At 66.8% G+C, this 16,674-nt stretch carries 10 protein-coding genes and 1 pseudogene; 7 read left to right on the top strand and 4 right to left on the bottom strand.

Going from position 1 to position 16,674, the window contains the following annotated elements:
• Positions 1-114: 114 nt before the first annotated feature.
• Positions 115-711 carry an SMI1/KNR4 family protein gene (locus N5D20_RS03495; RefSeq protein ID WP_197579132.1) on the bottom strand — a complete coding sequence of 199 codons (597 nt, stop codon included), beginning with the start codon at positions 709-711 and terminating at the stop codon, positions 115-117.
• A gap of 133 nt (positions 712-844) precedes the next feature.
• Between N5D20_RS03495 and N5D20_RS03490 the strand changes: the two genes are divergently transcribed.
• Positions 845-1,630, top strand: a complete 786-nt coding sequence (locus N5D20_RS03490; RefSeq protein WP_049434513.1) for a dienelactone hydrolase family protein — start codon at positions 845-847, stop codon at positions 1,628-1,630.
• Between the two features lie 114 nt (positions 1,631-1,744).
• Here N5D20_RS03490 and N5D20_RS03485 read toward each other — a convergent pair whose 3' ends face one another.
• Positions 1,745-2,743 (bottom strand): polyprenyl synthetase family protein, encoded by a 999-nt coding sequence (locus N5D20_RS03485; RefSeq protein WP_054171191.1) that lies wholly within the window; start codon positions 2,741-2,743, stop codon positions 1,745-1,747.
• 215 nt (positions 2,744-2,958) lie between these two features.
• On the opposite strand from N5D20_RS03485, the gene N5D20_RS03480 reads away from it, so the two are divergent.
• Positions 2,959-4,572, top strand: coding sequence for an alpha glucosidase (locus N5D20_RS03480; protein WP_279914253.1), 1,614 nt, complete (start codon positions 2,959-2,961; stop codon positions 4,570-4,572).
• A gap of 290 nt (positions 4,573-4,862) precedes the next feature.
• Here the strand turns inward: N5D20_RS03480 and N5D20_RS03475 are convergent.
• Together N5D20_RS03475 and N5D20_RS03470 are read right to left on the bottom strand one after the other, a co-directional pair.
• A pseudogene (locus N5D20_RS03475) lies at positions 4,863-7,630 on the bottom strand (TonB-dependent receptor).
• A 277-nt stretch (positions 7,631-7,907) separates the two neighbouring features.
• The gene (locus tag N5D20_RS03470) at positions 7,908-9,962 is read right to left on the bottom strand and encodes a glycoside hydrolase family 97 protein (RefSeq protein ID WP_279914298.1); all 2,055 of its coding nucleotides are present in this window, start codon (positions 9,960-9,962) and stop codon (positions 7,908-7,910) included.
• Positions 9,963-10,199: 237 nt separating this feature from the next.
• Here N5D20_RS03470 and N5D20_RS03465 point away from each other — a divergent pair, with 237 nt between their 5' ends.
• The 5 genes from N5D20_RS03465 (at position 10,200) to N5D20_RS03445 (ending at position 16,560) form a co-directional block, all read left to right on the top strand.
• Positions 10,200-12,392 carry a Six-hairpin glycosidase-like protein gene (locus N5D20_RS03465; protein ID WP_279914254.1) on the top strand — a complete coding sequence of 731 codons (2,193 nt, stop codon included), beginning with the start codon at positions 10,200-10,202 and terminating at the stop codon, positions 12,390-12,392.
• A complete protein-coding gene (locus N5D20_RS03460) occupies positions 12,389-13,876 on the top strand; it encodes an MFS transporter (RefSeq protein ID WP_279914255.1) in 1,488 nt (495 codons plus the stop codon). Before N5D20_RS03465 ends, N5D20_RS03460 begins: the two co-directional genes overlap by 4 nt.
• Positions 13,876-15,588, top strand: a complete 1,713-nt coding sequence (locus N5D20_RS03455; protein ID WP_279914256.1) for an alpha-amylase family glycosyl hydrolase — start codon at positions 13,876-13,878, stop codon at positions 15,586-15,588. Before N5D20_RS03460 ends, N5D20_RS03455 begins: the two co-directional genes overlap by 1 nt.
• Before the next feature lie 126 nt (positions 15,589-15,714).
• A complete protein-coding gene (locus tag N5D20_RS03450; RefSeq protein WP_010483507.1) occupies positions 15,715-16,101 on the top strand; it encodes an SseB family protein in 387 nt (128 codons plus the stop codon).
• Between the two features lie 141 nt (positions 16,102-16,242).
• Positions 16,243-16,560 (top strand): hypothetical protein, encoded by a 318-nt coding sequence (locus N5D20_RS03445; protein ID WP_279914257.1) that lies wholly within the window; start codon positions 16,243-16,245, stop codon positions 16,558-16,560.
• Positions 16,561-16,674 lie beyond the last annotated feature (114 nt).

Genomic DNA, 16,674 nt, shown 5'->3' with positions numbered 1-16,674 from the left:
GGCCGCTGGCCGGCAACCCAGCGGGGAATTCATCCACACATGGCGTGGATCTACTGCAGGGCCGAGCCCACGCCCGTCGCCGTTTGTAGAGCCGAGCCCATGCTCGGCTGGGTTTCAATCGTCGTCCTGATCGATGAACGCGTAATCGCGATCAATCAGCTCCTGCAGGTACGCATCGAAGCTCGGTGCGATCACCGCGTAGCTGTCCGGATCGTGCAGGTAGCGCACCACCTGGCCGACCGTGCCGCCCGGCGCGGGATCGAAATCCAGATACAGCATCGAGGTGCCGCCGTTGTTCATGCAGTGCGAGAAGCACAGGCGGCGGTTCATCGGCAGATCGGCGTCGATGCCTTCACCCAGGATCTCCGGTTCGTCATCCAGCCATTCCTCGTAGATGGAACGGATGCTGTCGTCCCACTGCTGCTGGTCCTCGAAGATCTGCGCCACCGAGCGCAGGTAGTACGGGTAGCCGCCGTCCTCGACGTCCGAGCCCAGCATGAGCACGCAGACCTCGCCATCGGGATACTCGCGGAAGTGCGTGCCATCCACGCGCGACAGCAGCTCCACCAGGCTGTCCGGCACCTGCGGCCACTGCGCCCGCAGGCGTTGCAGGTCTTCGGCGCTTGCGCCCTGCACGTGGGCCCATTGCGGGGCATCGTCAGCAGGCAGGCGCGGGATCAGGCCAGACAGAAAGCGATCAACAAGAGTCATGCGAAAAAAGGGGACGGAGGGGATTAAGTCGTATCCAACCACACCTGCGTCACGCCGCCAATGCAGAATGCGACGCGGGAGGGGCGATTACGGCTTAATCCCCTCCGTCCCCTTTTTCTTGCGGAGCAGGCGCATGAATCGTTGGCGATGCGGTGTGGCGGTGATCCTGGGGCTGGCGGCGATGCCGGCGTGGGCGGCGATGAAGACGCAGCCGGTGGAATGGAAACACCAGGGCACGACCTTCAGTGGCGTGCTGGTCTATGACGACGGCGAACATGACAAGCGCCCTGGCCTGGTGATGGTGCCGAACTGGAAGGGCGTGAACGAATCGGCCATCGAGAAGGCCAAGCAGCTGGCCGGTGACGACTACGTGGTGCTGGTGGCCGATGTCTACGGCAAGGGTGTGCGGCCGAAGACCGATGCCGAGGCCGGGCCGGTGGCGACCAAGCTGCGCAACGACCGGCCGTTGCTGCGTGCCCGCGCGCTGGAGGCGGTGAACGTGCTCAAGGCGCAGGCCGGCAAGGTGCCGCTGGATGCCAGCCGGATCGGCGCGGTGGGCTTCTGTTTTGGCGGCACCACGGTGCTGGAGCTGGCCCGGGCCGGTGCGCCGCTGGCCGGTGTGGTGAGCCTGCACGGTGGATTGGGCTCGCCGTTGCCGGCGCAGGCCGGTGGCAGCCATCCGTCGGTGCTGGTGCTCAATGGCGCCGACGACAAGAGCGTGACCGCCGAGGACATCGCCGGTTTCCAGAAGGAAATGAACGCGGCCAAGGTCGATTGGGAGTTCACCAACTACAGTGGTGCGGTGCACTGCTTTGCCGAGCGCGATGCCAACAGTCCGCCGGGCTGCCAGTACAACGAACGGGCGGCCAAGCGCGCATGGAAGGCGCTGGATGAGTTCTTCGAGGAGCGGTTCCGGTAAACAAAGGCGTGCCGACCAAGGTTGGCACCCACCCATGTTCCAGTGCCGACCAATGGTCGGCATCCACCCACAGCCGCGGTAGGTGCCGACCGTTGGTCGGCACACCTCAATCGATCAATGCGAGCGCTGCACCGCGTAGCGGGCCAGGCCGCGCAGGGCGGCGACCGCATCGTTGTCGCCCAGACCATCGAGCGCGCGCTCGGCGGCCTCAGCGTATTCCTCTGCACGCGCGCGGCTGTACTCCAGGCCGCCGGTAGCACGGATCGCCGCCAGCACTTCCGGCATCGCCGAGGCGTCGCCGTCCTGCACGATGGTGCGCAGGCGCTCACGGGTGGCGTCGTCGGAGTGCGCCATCGCGTGGATCAGCGGCAGCGTCGCCTTGCCTTCGGCCAGATCATCGCCCAGGTTCTTGCCCAGCTCGTCGGCGTTGGCCGAGTAGTCCAGCACGTCATCGGCGATCTGGAATGCGTAGCCCAGGTGCATGCCGTAGTCGAACAGGGCCTGCTGGGTGGTTTCGTCCACACCGCTGGCCAGGGCGCCCAGGCGGGTGCCGGCGGCGAACAGCACCGCGGTCTTGCGCTCGATCACGCGCAGGTACGCGGCTTCATCGGTATCGGGGTTGTGCACGTGCAGCAGCTGCAGCACCTCACCCTCGGCGATGCGGTTGGTGGCATCGGCCAGGATCTGCATCACCGACATGCGCTCCAGCTCGACCATCAGCTGGAAGCTGCGCGAGTACAGGAAGTCGCCGACCAGCACGCTCGGCGCGTTGCCCCACAGCGCGTTGGCGGTGCTGCGGCCACGCCGCAGGCTGGATTCGTCCACCACGTCGTCGTGCAGCAGGGTGGAGGTGTGGATGAACTCGATGATCGCGGCCAGCTGGTGGTGGTCCGCGCCGACATTGCCGACCGCGCGGCCGGCCAGCATCACCAGCATCGGGCGCAGGCGCTTGCCGCCGGCGGAAATGATGTGATCGGCGATCTGGTTGATCAGCACGACGTCCGAGGACAGCCGGCGCCGGATCAGGGCGTCGACGGCGGCCATGTCGGCCGCGGCAAGCGACTGGATCTGGGGCAGGCCCAGGGCGGGACGGGTGTCTTCGGTGATGGTCATGCGATCAGGCTTTCAGGCTCACCACTGATTATAGGCGCTGCCCGTGAATTCCGGGCGCAAACCGGGCGGGCCGGCGTCCGCGGCCCGGCCACGGCTGCCGCCTGCGTGAATACGTATGCAGGTTGCGCCATGCCCGGGAGGCCACCGCTAAGCTTGCCGGAACAGGATTTCGGCCCGCTTCCGGCGGGCGCTGCATGCCCGGAGGGGGGCTGTCGATGTCGCACTATCCATGGTGGCGCGGAGCCGTCATCTACCAGATCTACCCGCGCAGCTACCTCGATGCCAACGGCGACGGGGTGGGCGACCTGCCGGGCATCATCCAGCGCCTGGACCACATCGCCGCGCTGGGCGTGGACGCAATCTGGATCTCGCCGTTCTTCAAGTCCCCCATGGCCGACTTCGGCTACGACATCGCCGACTACCGCGACGTCGACCCGCTGTTCGGCAACCTGGATGACTTCGACCGCCTGCTGGCCAAGGCCCACGGCCTGGGCCTGAAGGTGATGATCGACCAGGTGCTGAGCCACACGTCGATCGAACATGCGTGGTTTCGTGAGAGCCGCCAGGACCGCAGCAACCCGAAGGCGGACTGGTACGTCTGGGCCGACCCGCGCGAGGACGGCACCCCGCCCAACAACTGGCTGTCGCTGTTCGGCGGCGGTGCCTGGCAGTGGGAGCCGCGCCGTGAGCAGTACTACCTGCACAACTTCCTGGTCGACCAGCCGGACCTGAACTTCCACCACCCGGACGTGCAGCAGGCCACCCTGGAAAACGTGCGGTTCTGGCTGGACCGCGGCGTGGATGGCTTCCGCCTGGATGCGATCAACTTCTGCTTCCACGATGCGCAGCTGCGCGACAACCCGGCCAAACCGGCGGAGAAGCGCTTCGGCCGCGGCTTCAGCCCGGACAATCCGTACGCCTACCAGTACCACTACTACAACAACACCCAGCCGGAGAACCTGCCGTTCCTGGAGCGCCTGCGCGCGCTGCTGGACGAGTATCCGGGGGCGGTCAGCCTGGGCGAGATCTCCTCGGAGGACTCGCTGGCCACCACGGCCGAGTACACCCGCGATGGCCGCCTGCACATGGGCTACAGCTTCGAGCTGCTGGTGGACGACTACAGCGCGGCCTATATCCGCGACACGGTCTCGCGGCTGGAAGCGGCGATGACGGAAGGCTGGCCGTGCTGGGCGGTGTCGAATCACGACGTGGAGCGGGCGGTCAGCCGCTGGGGCGGCCACCCGGCTGACCCGCGCCTGGCACGGATGCTGGTGGCGATGCTGTGCTCGCTGCGCGGCTCGGTCTGCCTGTACCAGGGCGAGGAGCTGGGCCTGGCTGAGGCCGAGGTGCCGTTCGAGGCGCTGCAGGACCCCTATGGCATCACCTTCTGGCCGAACTTCAAGGGCCGCGACGGCTGCCGCACCCCGTTGCCGTGGACTGATGCGCCGCTGGCCGGTTTCACCACGGGCCAGCCGTGGCTGCCGATCCCGGCCGAGCACCGCGCCGCGGCCGTGGCGGTGCAGGAGCGCGACCCGGGCTCGGTCCTGGCCGCATTCCGGGGGTTCCTGGCCTGGCGGCATAGCCAGCCGGCGCTCCTGCATGGCAGCATCCGGTTCATCGAAAGCGCCGAGCCAGTGCTGCTGTTCGAGCGTATGCTTGCAGATGAAACCCTCCTGCTGGCCTTCAACCTGTCGGCCGAGGCGGTGAGCCATCCGCTGCCGCCGGGCAACTGGCAGCAGGTGGCGGTACCGGGCCCGGATGCGGGCACGGTGCAGGGCAATGAACTCCAGCTGCCGCCGCGCGCGGTGTATTGCGCCCGACGCAGCTGACCGTTTTCTCCGGTGGCGGTACTTGCGGGGACGGGGCCGAAGCGCCCCGTCCCTTTTTTGTGGGTGGGATTCCGGAGAAGGGCATCCACGCATGGCGTGGATCTACTGGTTGGGGTGTCGCTGGGTAGATCCACGCCATGCGTGGATGGGCCTGGCCGACCAACGGCCGGCATCCGCGCAGAAGAAAACCCGCTGCCTGCGCAGCGGGCTTCCGGTCTTGCTTCCCATGTGTTGCCGGCCAGCGGCCGGCACTACCGGGTCCGGGCTGCCGGGCAGGGCCCGGCGCTACCTCAGAACTTGTAGTTCACGCCCAGCATGTAGGTGCGGCCCCACTCGATGTACTCCAGCGGGCGATCCTTGCTGCCGGCGTAGGTGCGGTACGGCTCGTTGGTCAGGTTGCTGCCCTGCAGCAGCAGGGTCAGCCCATGCAGGCTGCTGCTGTCGCTGAAGGTGTAGCTGACCTGTGCATCGGTCACGTTCTCGCCCACCACGTAACGCAGCGTGCGGTTGCCGTTGAAGTTGCCGATCTCACCGATGAAGTCCGAACGGCGGCGCTGGCTCACGCGTGCTTCAAAGCCACTGCGCTCGTAGTAGGCGGTGAAGTTGTACACGCGCTTGGACAGGCCCGGCAGGCTGATCGGGTCACTGCCCACGCTGGAGGCGCTTTCCGGATCCAGGATGGTGATGTCGCTCTTGTTGAAGGTTGCGCTGGCCTGCACGCCGAAGCCACGCAGGCTGTCGGTCAGCATCTCCAGCGGGAACGACCCGGTCAGTTCCAGCCCCTTCAACGTGCCGCCCTTGCCGTTCTGCGGCGTGGAGAAGGTGCCGGTGGTCAGCACCGGTGCGGTCATGCCCGGTGGCGGCACGTAGTTGCCCAGCAGGCCGCTGAAGTCGTAGTTGTCCACCGACTGCGTGTAGACGTAGCTTTTCAGGTCCTTGTAGAAGATCGCCGCTGCGACGTAGGCCTTCTCGCCGAAGTACTTCTCATAGGACAGGTCCAGTGCGGTTGCGCGCCACGGATCCAGCAGCGGATTGCCGCCGCTGCCACCGGGGCGGCCGTTGTTGGTATCCACACCGAATTCCAGGCCGGCACGCATCTGGTCCACGCGCGGGCGCGCAACCTGCTTGGCGGCGGCGAAGCGCAGCGTCTGCTGGTGCGGGAACATGAACACCAGGTTCAAGCTCGGCAACCAATCCTTGTAGGTCTTGCCGGCAGAGAAGGGCTGGATGTTGCTGCCCACCGGCTGCGAGCTGTCCCAGTAGCGCGAATCCGAGCTCTGGTCGGTGTGCTGCATCTGCACGCCGATATTGCCGCGCACGCCGACCACGCCGATGTCGGTGTTGATGTTCAGGCGTGCCCACGCGGTGGTGATCTTCTCCTCGACCGTCCACGACTTGGGAATCAGGTAGTCCAGGTTGTCGACCGGGTTGAAGGTCATGTAGCGACCCACCGCTGCCGGCACGTTCCACGACGGGATGTAGCCGATGCCGGCGAAACCGAGGTTGACCGGGCGGTACTGCAGGTCCGGGGCGATGGTGGATTCACCCTGAGCACCGAGCAGGATGTTGCCTTCGGCCTGGGCCTTCTGCTTGCGGCGGTCGGCATAGTTCACGCCCACGTCCACATCCGAGAACCAGCTGGACATGGCCTCGGGAACCGGCAGCGTCGCCGCCAGCTTGGCGCCTTTCAAGCGGTCTTCGACCTCCGGCACCTTGCCGTAGCCGGAACCATAGATCGTGTTGGTCAGGAACAGGCTGCCCGGATTGGAGTAGTCACGCCCCGGCGTGATCTGCGAGAAGCTGTTGTTGTTCACCACCAGGCCGATCGTGTCGAACTGCGGGCGCGGCACCAGCTGCAGGTTGTTTTCCAGGTTGATCTCGCGGCGGGTCGCCTTCGAGTAGTTCAGGTCGGCGACCAGCTTCACGCCGCCGACGTTGAACTCGTTGTTCCAGCCGAACGCGTCGATCTTGTCCTTGCGCTTGTTGTACATGCCGCGGACCAGCGGGTACGCATTGCTGATCGTGCCACCGGTGAAGCTGCCATCGGCATTGCGGCCGACATTGCTGAACACCGGCAGGATCGCGTTGGGATTGTTGCTGTCCTCGCCATTGCCACTGAGGCTCAGCTCGAACTGGTTGGCGGTGTCGATCTGCTCGGCTTCGGTGTGGAACGCGTCGAAGGTGCTGGTCCAGCTGTTGCTCGGGCGGAACTGGATCGTCGCCATCACACCGTCGCGCTTGTTGTTGCCGGTACGGCGCAGCGCCTTGATGCCATCGGTGAAGTAGGTGCCTGCGCGATTCCGCGACGCTCGCCCTTGTCGGTGTGTTCGGTGGTCCAGGGCTCGTAGAGGCCGACCTGGTTCTCCTGGATCGGCATGTCGCTGTGCGCGTAACCGATGGCGATGCCCAGGGTGTTGTCGAAGAACTGGTCGATGTAGCTGGCACTGAAGCGGTTGCCATACGGATCGATGTTGGCGGCGCGGCCCAGGGAGCTCTTCTGGTAGCGGCCGCTGACCGCGATCACGCGCTCGCCGAAGCTGAGCGGGCGTGCGGTCTGCATGTCGATGGTGCCCGACAGGCCCTGGCCGACCAGAGCCGCGTCCGGGGTCTTGTAGACAGTCACGCCGTTGACCAGCTCGGATGGGTACTGGTCGAACTCGACGCCGCGGTTGTCGCCGGTGCTGACCACTTCACGGCCATTGAGCAGGGTGGTGGCGAAGTCGGGTGACAGGCCGCGCACGCTGATCACCTGCGCACGGCCGGCAACGCGCTGGGCGGCCAGGCCGGGCAGGCGCGAAATGGACTCGGCGATGCTGACGTCGGGCAGCTTGCCGATGTCTTCGGCGGAAATCGCCTCGACCACCGAGGTGGCGTCCTGCTTGATTGCGATCGCGTTTTCGATGCCGCGGCGGATGCCGGTGACCTGCACCGTATCCAGGTTGGTGGCGGCGGTGGCGGCCGGCGTGGTGGTGCTCTGCGTGGACTGTGCAGACGCCAGCGTCGGCGCCAGCACAACGGCCAGCGCGAGACTCAGCGCACTGCGCTTGTGGTTCAACATTTTCCCCTCCCAGGCAATGTTGCAGATCGATTCGTGAGCGTCCCGGCGGGGCCGAGGACGTGCGACGCGGTGGCCGCTGTCGTCGCCGCTATGGTAGGCAGCGCATTCTTCGCGGGAATCACCCTGCATACGTATTCAATGGTGTTTGCAGGGGTGTAATCGCTTTCAGGTGCATCGTTCTGTAGAGCCGAGCCCATGCTCGGCTGCGTTCCGGCGCTGCGCACCGCCGCCCGAGCGTGGGCTCGGGCGCTACAGCGGCGCGCAGGGAGGAAGACGTTCAACGGATAGGCGTGAAGCGAATGGCCTGTCCACCGCCCGGTGCCAGCACCAGCGTCAGGGCATCGGCGCTGGTCACCTCCCGGGTTTCTCGTGCGAACGCGAACGGGTTGCTGCGGAAATCAGCGCCGTCACCATCGCGGTAGATCTCGGCGCGATAGCGCACGCCCGGCTCCAGGAAGCCCAGCGATACCGGCAGCATGCGGCCGTGCTCATCGGTGATGCTGCCGAGGAACCAGTCACGGCTGTTGCGGTCGCGGCGCACGATCGTCACGTAGTCGCCCACCTCGCCATCGAGCACGCGGCTCTGCTCCCAGTCCACCGCCACGTCTTCGATGAAGCGGAACGCCTCGCGATGCTGCAGGTAGTGCTCGGGCAGGTCGGCGGCCATCTGGATCGGGCTGTACAGCACCACGTACAGCGCCAGCTGGCGCGCCAGCGTGCTGGGAATGGCCTGGCCGTGGCGGCCCTTCAGGCTGAGGATGCCGGGGGTGTAATCCATCGGCCCGGCCAGCATCCGGGTGAACACCAGGTTGACCTCGTGCTCCGGCGGGTTCGGCGGCTGGCCCCAGGCGTTGTACTCCATGCCGCGTGCGCCTTCGCGCGAGATCCAGTTGGGGTAGGTGCGGCGCAGGCCGGTGTCCTTGATCGGCTCATGCGGGTTCACCGACAGATGGCGGCGCGCCGCTTCCTGCACCACCTTCAGATGGTGGCGGGCCATGAACTGCCCGTCATGCCACTCACGCCACAGCGGGCCACCGGCCGGATTGCGGCGGTCGACCTGGCCGTCGTCGCAGACGTAGCCGGTCTTGAACTGGTCCACACCCAGCCGTGCGTACAGGTCCAGCGCGGCGCCCAGCTGGTCCTCGTAGTGCTCGATGGCGCAGCCGGTTTCATGGTGGCCGATCAGGTGGACACCCTTTTTCAGGCCATACGCGGACAGCGCTTCGATGTCGAAATCGGGCGTGGCACGGGTGAAATCGAAGTCGTAGCCATTGCCCACCCACATGCCGTCCCAGCCCGGATTCCAGCCTTCCACCAGCACGCCACGGAAGCCGTGCGCGGCGGCGAAGTCGATCACCTTCTTCGTCTTGGCGGTGGTGGCCGCATGCTTCGGGCCGGTGGCCCAGCTCTCGTTGTCCAGGTGCATCGACCACCACACGCCCAGGTATTTGGCTGGCTTCACCCAGCTCACGTCGCCCAGCGCGTTGGGCTCGTTGAGGTTGAGGATCAGGTCCGATTCGACCAGCCCACCTGCGCGGTCAGCAACCTGCAGCGTGCGCCACGGTGTGGCGAAGGGCAGGGCGCGGCGCACCTTCCAGCCTTCGGCCGCAGGCGAAAGCTGCGCGCGCAGGCGCTGGCCCTCGGTGCGCCGCAGCCACATGCCGGCGTAGTCCACCAGTGCGGCCTCGTGGATCGCCACGTGCAGGCCATCGCGGCTGCGCAGGGTCATCGGCGTATGCACCAGCGGCACCTCGCGCAGTGGCGTGCGCTGGTACAGGTATTCGTAGTGGATCGGTTCGCCGGCGGGAATCCACCAGGCGGTGGAATCCTGCGCGATGGCGAACTCGGTCAATTCGTCATCGATGATGGCTTCGCGCAGGTTCGGCTGCTCGGGGAACACATAGCGGAAGCCAACGCCATCGTCGTAGACGCGGAACACCACATCCAGCCGGCGCCTGCTGCCGGTGGTCTCGGCCAGCTGCACGGTCAGCTCGTTGAAGTGGTTGCGGGTGAGCCGGCGCTCGCCCCACGGCTGCTTCCAGGTGTCATCGACGCTGCGCCGCTGCTGGCCAAGCAGGGCGAAATCGCGGTCCAGGCGGCCATCGCGCAGGGCGAAGCCGAGCTTCGAATCCTCCACCACGGGCTCGCCGAAACGCTCGACGCGGTAGCGGGCGGTGCCGCCGTCCAGCACGAGGCTGACCTTGAGCACCTTGCCCGGTGATTCGACGCTGGCGACCTGTGGCGCGGCCTGTGCCAGCGTGGCCCAGGCCAGCAGGGCCAGGCCGAGCAGGTGCGCGATTGCCGCGCGTACAGCAGTGGGTGACATCGGCAGTTCCCCTCCCAAGGCGCCGTTGGCAGACCCGGACCATAAGCCAGTGCGGCAGGCGCGCTACCGCGTGGCGCCATGAATACGTATGCAGCTGGACGCAGCCGACAGCCCCGCGTCTACCATGGGGCCAAGGCACCTTGAGGGAGGCGCCGCGCCCGCCCGCCGGCAACGACGGTGCGGACCTACAACGCGTGCAGAGAGGGAGGGAGGCCGACGGGCGCAAGCCGGTCCGCCGCTTCGATGCTGAAGATCATTTGCCTGACCGCTGCCCTGGGGGCAGCGCTGGGATCGACCGCGCAGGCGGCCGACCTGCAATTCGACGGCCGCCGTGCGCGCGCCGAAGCCGCTACCGGGGGCAGCTTCGTGCTGCATGTGCCGAAAGGTGAGGTGCATATCGCGCCCATGCCGATGCGCAGCCAGAGCGGCAGCGTGATGTTCGATGCGTTGTTCGCGCTGGCCCAGCAGGAGATGGACCAGGACCGCGTGGACGCGATCCGCGATCCGTCGTTCGATGAAGGCCGGCCGGTGCCGTGCGAATGCTTCCAGACCGGCGCGCGCTGGCCCTATGTGTGGACCCGCGATGTCAGCTTCGCCGCCGATCTGGCGCTGGCGCGGCTGGATCCGCAACGCACGCGGCAGTCGCTGCAGTTCAAGCTGTCGGCGGCGCGCGACGGGCACACGCCCGGCCTGTTCGTGGCGCAGGACACCGGTTCCGGCGGCAGCTGGCCGATCAGCAGCGACCGCGTGGTGTGGTTCCTGGCGGCACGTCACCTGCTGGAGGATCGCACGTTCGCCGAGCAGGTCTGGCAGGCACTGCAGGGCACGCTGGCGCAGGACCGCGCGATGGTGTTCGACGCGCAGGTGGGCCTGTACCGCGGCGAGACCTCGTTCCTGGACTGGCGCGAGCAGACCTATCCGGACTGGACCCGCGAGGACGTGCGCTTCATCGGTGATTCCTACGCGCTATCCACCAACGTGCTGCACTACCAGGCGCTGCGCCTGGCCGAACGTCTGGCCGGCCAGCGCGGCGATGCCCGCGCGGCCAACTATAAGGCGTGGGCCGATGCGCTGGCGCAGCAGATCGATGCACGCTTCTGGCGCGAGGATATCGGCCAGTACATGAGCTACATCGGCGAAGCCGCACACCCGGTGCCGTACGCCAAGGTCGATCTGCTCGGCCTGTCGCTGGGCATCCTGGCCGACGTGCTGCCGCCCGAGCGTGCGCGCCGTGCGCTGGCGGCGTACCCGATCGGGCCGGCTGGCAGCCCGGTGGTCTGGCCGCAGGAAGCGCAGCAGCCGATCTACCACAACCGTGCGATCTGGCCGTTTGTCAGCGCCTACTCGCTGCGTGCAGCGCGGCAGCTGGATGATGCACCGCGCATTGCCGCCGAAATCCGCTCGTTGATGCAGGGCGCCGCGCTGGCCGGTTCCAACATGGAGAACTACGAGCTGGTCAGCCAGGCCGTGCATGTGGACGAAGGTGCCTTGAGCGGCCCGGTGGTCAACTCCGAACGGCAGCTGTGGTCGGTGGCCGGATACCTGTCGATGGTGATCGAAGGCGTATTCGGCGTGCAGGACGATGGCCGCGTGCAGCCCAAGCTGCCGGCCGTGCTGGTGCCAGAACTGTTCGGCACGCATCCCCGCATCACGTTGGAAGCCAACGGCAAGCGTTATGTGCTGGAGCGCCCGCAGAACGTAGGCGATGGCCTGCTGGTGCCCGGCAGAACCACCACGCGTGGCAGCACCACGACGGTGCAGCTGGTCGCCGCCCCGGCAGCAGCCGGTTTCGCTGCCACGACTGCGGATGCCAACGCGCGTGCGCCGGCAACACCGGCGGCGCCGCAGGCCCTGCGCAAGGGCGCGGGCTGGAACGTTGCGGTGGCAGCCGATCAGGTGCTGTGGAAGGACGGCAAGGCGGTCACCGACAGCAACGGCGTGGCGCGCATCAGCGACGATGGCCTGCAGCATTGCCTCAGCCTGACCCGGCGCGAAGGCACGTTGGAATCGCTGCACAGCCCGATGCTCTGCGTCGGTCCGCAGCAGGTGCTGAAGGGCGAGGATCGCTGGCAGTTCACCTCGGCCAAGGCCGGGCAGGTGCGCCTGCGCCTGCAGTACCGCAACCCGAACGGGCCGATCAACACCGGCGTCACGGCTGCGGTCAAGCAGCTGGCACTGCAGTGCCCGGGCCAGCCATTGCAGCGGCATACGGTTGCGATGCCGCACAGCGTGGCAGTGCAGGACTCGACCTCGGCAGCGTTCGCTGTGCCCAAGGGGCCGTGCACGGTCGCGCTTGAAGAAGGCTTCAACATGAGCGCGCTGCAGCATTTCGCGCACTACACCGGCGGAAAGGGCGGGCGCGACGGCGGGCTCAACCAGGCGCAGGTGCAAGCGTTGAAGGTGACGCAGGTGGCGGCAGAAGAGGACGCACGATGAATCGTCCCGCCAAGCCACAACTGTCGTTCTGGCAGATCTGGAACATGTGTTTCGGCTTCCTCGGTATCCAGTTCGGATTCGCCCTGCAGAACGCCAACGCCAGCCGCATCTTCGAGACGCTGGGCGCGGACATTGATGCGGTGCCCGGGCTGTGGATCGCCGCACCGCTGACCGGTCTGCTGGTGCAGCCGGTGATCGGTTACCTGTCCGACCGCACCTGGACCCGCTGGGGGCGCCGTCGTCCATACTTCATGATCGGTGCGGTGCTGACCACGCTGGCGCTGCTGGTGATGCCGAACTCGCCGACGCTGTGGATCGCCGCCGGTACGCTGTGGGTGCTGGATGCCTCGATCAACGTATCGATGGAGCCGTTCCGCGCTTTCGTCGGCGACCAGCTGGCGCCACGCCAGCGCCCCACCGGCTATGCGATGCAGAGCTTCTTCATCGGCGTGGGCGCCATCGTCGCCAGCTTCCTGCCGTTCATCCTGGCCCACTTCGGCGTTGCCAACACGGCCGCTGCAGGTGAGGTGCCGGACACCGTTCGCTATGCGTTCTACTTCGGCGCGGTGGTGCTGCTGGCGGCGATCACCTGGACGGTGGTCAACACCCGCGAGTACTCACCGGCACAGCTGGCCGGCTTCGATGACGCCGAGCCGCCGGCACATCATGCAGCGGCGACGATCAGTGGTCCGGCGCGCTGGGCGCAGGTGGCCGTATGGCTGGGCCTGGGCGTGCTGCTGGCGCTGCTGATCGCGTGGCGGCAGGGCGACCGGATGCTGTACGTGCTGGCGGGGCTGTGTGCAGGCTACGGCCTGCTGCTGGCCGTGGCCCGCGTGCTGCCTGGCACGCATATGCTGGCCGCCATCGTCGGCGACCTGCGCGCGATGCCGGTGACCATGCGGCGGCTGGCCTGGGTGCAGTTCTTCTCGTGGTTCGCGCTGTTCGCCATGTGGATCTACACCACTGCGGCGGTGGCCGGTGTCCACTTCGGTTCGGACGACCCGAAGACGGCGGCCTACAACGAAGGCGCCAACTGGGTGGGCGTACTGTTTGGCGCCTATAACGGTTTCGCCGCGTTGGCGGCGGTGCTGATTCCACCGATGGTGCGTGCCATCGGCCTGCGCTGGAGCCACCTGCTCAACCTGTGGTTGGGTGGCGCCGGTCTGGTCTCGCTGATGTTCATCCGCGACCCGCACTGGCTGCTGCTGTCGATGGTCGGCGTCGGCTTCGCCTGGGCGTCGATCCTCTCACTGCCCTACGCACTGCTGTCCGACAGCGTGCCGGCGTCGAAGATGGGCGTGTACATGGGCATCTTCAATTTCTTCATCGTGATCCCGCAGCTGGTCGCGGCCAGCGCGCTCGGCTTTGCCCTGCGCGCCTGGCTGGGTGGTCAACCGATGCATGTGCTGGTGCTGGGCGGCTGCAGCCTGTTCGTCGCCGGCCTGTGCGTGCTGCGGGTTCCGTCCCGTCCGGAGGTGGTGTGATGCGTGGTGCGCTGTCTGTTGCTGTTTCCCTGGTGCTGGCTGGTCAGGCGGTGGCCGCGCCGCGTCCGGACTACGTCGGTACCACCGAACCGTTCGCCAGTGATGCGGTGTATTTCGTGGTCACCGACCGCTTCGTCAACGGCGATCCGTCCAACGATCACCGCGACCAGGGCGGCAAGCACCGCACCTTCGATATCCCGGTGCCGTGCCCGGACAAGGTGGATGGCAACATCGGCTACCTGGGCGGTGACTTCCGCGGCGTGCTGGACAACGCGCAGTACATCCGCAACCTGGGCTTCGGCGCGGTGTGGATCACGCCGATCGTGGACAACCCGGACGAAGCCTTTACCGGCAGCAAGCCGATCAGCTGCACCAGCACGCTGACCGACCGTGGCAAGACCGGCTACCACGGCTACTGGGGCATCAACTTCTACAGACTCGATGAGCACCTGCCCAGCAGGGACCTGGACTTCGCCGGACTGACCAAGGGCCTACACGGTGCCGGCTTGAAGGTGGTGCTGGACATCGTCGGCAACCACGGTTCGCCGGCCTGGACCATGCCGACACGGCAACCGCAGTTCGGTCAGATCTTCGACAAGGATGGAAAGTTGATCGCCGACCACCAGAACCTGCCGCCGCAGAAGCTGGACCCGAAGCACAACCCGCTGCACGCGTTCTACAACAACATCGGTCCGGTCGACAGCAAGGACGGCTCGATCTTCGACGGCAATCTGGCCGAGCTGTCCGACTTCAACCAGGACAATCCGGCGGTAATGGACTACCTGGTGGGTGCCTACCTGCAATGGACCGCGCAGGGCGTGGACGCGCTGCGCATCGACACCATCGGCTGGCTGCCGCACCCGTGGTGGCATGAATTCGTCAAGCGCATCCGCGCCGAGCATCCGGGCATGTTCATGTTTGGCGAAGCCTTCGACTACAACGCGGCGACCATTGCCGAGCACACCTGGCCGGCCAACGCCAATGTCAGCGTGCTCGACTTCCCGCTGCGCGGTGCACTGGAGCAGACCTTCGGCACCGCCGGCAAGGGCTTTGAAACGCTGGCCGAGCCGCTGCACCTGAGCGGGGGGCCGTACGCCAACCCGTACGAGCTGATGAGCTTCTACGACAACCACGACATGCCGCGCCTGCAGGCCAGCGACAGCGGTTTCATCGATGCGCACAACTGGCTGTTCACCGCGCGCGGCATTCCGGTGGTCTATTACGGCTCGGAGACCGGTTTCATGCGTGGCCGCGCCGAGCACGCCGGCAACCGCGCCTACTTCGGCCAGCCGCGTGTGGATGCGGCGCCGAAGAGCCCCATCTTCGCGCCGCTGCAGCGTATCGCGCGACTGCGTGAAGCCACCCCGGCGCTGCAGCGCGGCCTGCAGGTGAACGAGCGCCTGCAGGGTGATGAGGCGGTGTTCTTCCGTGTGCTGCAGCAGGGCGAGGTGGCGCAGACCGCGCTGGTGCTGCTGAACAAGGGCGACCAGGCCAGGAGCTTCACCGTGGCGCGTTACGTCCAGGCTGGCCGCTGGCGTGATGCGCTGGACGGCGGTTCGTTGCAGGTGGATGCCTCCCTGAAGGCCGAAGTGCCCGCGCATGGCGTGAAGGTGTACGTGCTGGATGCCGCCGTGCAGCAGCCAGCGCTGCAGGCCGAGCTGGACAAGGCGATGACCGACCAGAAGGCTCGGGACTTGCGTCTAGGGCGCTGACGGGCCTGGGTTGGGCGGCTGCAGAGCCGAGCCTATGCTCGGCTGCGCTTCTACGGAACGCAGACAGGGGCAGCCGAGCTTGGGCTCGGCTCTACAATAGCCCCCCCTACCTCCTGCCGTACCGCCATGACCGACCTCGCCCCGCAGACCCCGATCGAAACCCTGCTGAAGGCGGCGATGGACGGGGCGGTGCCGATCCGCGCCTTCATGGAGGCCTTCGTCGCTTCCGAGGTAGTGCTGCTGACCGGCAGCCTGGTCACGCCCGACGGCAGCGGCTTCGACCCGCTGCTGTTCGACAAGCAGGGCATCCTGCACGTGGCCGTGTTCACCGATCCATCGCGGGTGGGCATCTACAGCCAGCAGGCCCAACACCAGATCCGCTGGTTGATGCTGGACGTTCTGCGCCGCGTGCCGGGGGGCTACGGCGTGGTGATCAACCCAGGCACTCCGCTGGGCTTCGAGATCTCGCCCAGCGGCGTCGGCGAGATCCTGAAGGACTTCGCCCAAGGCTGATTGTCCTGTAGAGCCGAGCCCATGCTCGGCTGCCGTTCGCGCAATGCCGGATCAGTCGAGCACGGCCCGACCCTACAGAACGCTTCCCTTCGGGTGCCGTACGTGATCCCCTTTGGTTGACACCAGGATCGAGGCTCTGCCATGGAATTGAGGGAACTACCTGCCGGCTCACCAGCACGATCACGCCATTCCCGCTCCGCACTGATCTTCCTGATCTCAGCGATCGTTGCCGCGCTGGTGTCCGTGCCCCTGCTGCGCGCGGTAGGCATGGTGCTGTGGCCGGTGTTCGTCATTGCCTGGCTGATCAACCTGGGCGCGGCCTGGCATCTGGCCCAGTGGGCGCGCCAGCAGGGCCGTTCGGCGTGGGCGTTCGGGTTGCCGGCAGCGTTCGGCACCGTCGCCTCGATCGTGGTCTATGTGCTGCTGGCATTGCTGGGGCCGAAGGCCGCGGCGCACTGAATTTTCGCGGCTGCCGTAGACAATGTGCCGAGCATGGCTCGGCACTACAGTAGGGCCAAGCCAAACAGAAAGGCCGAGCCAAGCCCGCACGTGTTGCGTGGAGCGCCGGCGCAC

This window comes from Stenotrophomonas sp. GD03877 (genome assembly GCF_029840555.1).
GTDB lineage: Bacteria > Pseudomonadota > Gammaproteobacteria > Xanthomonadales > Xanthomonadaceae > Stenotrophomonas > Stenotrophomonas geniculata.
Note: the sequence above shows the minus strand (reverse complement) of the source record. Positions and strands in the feature narration are given on the sequence as shown.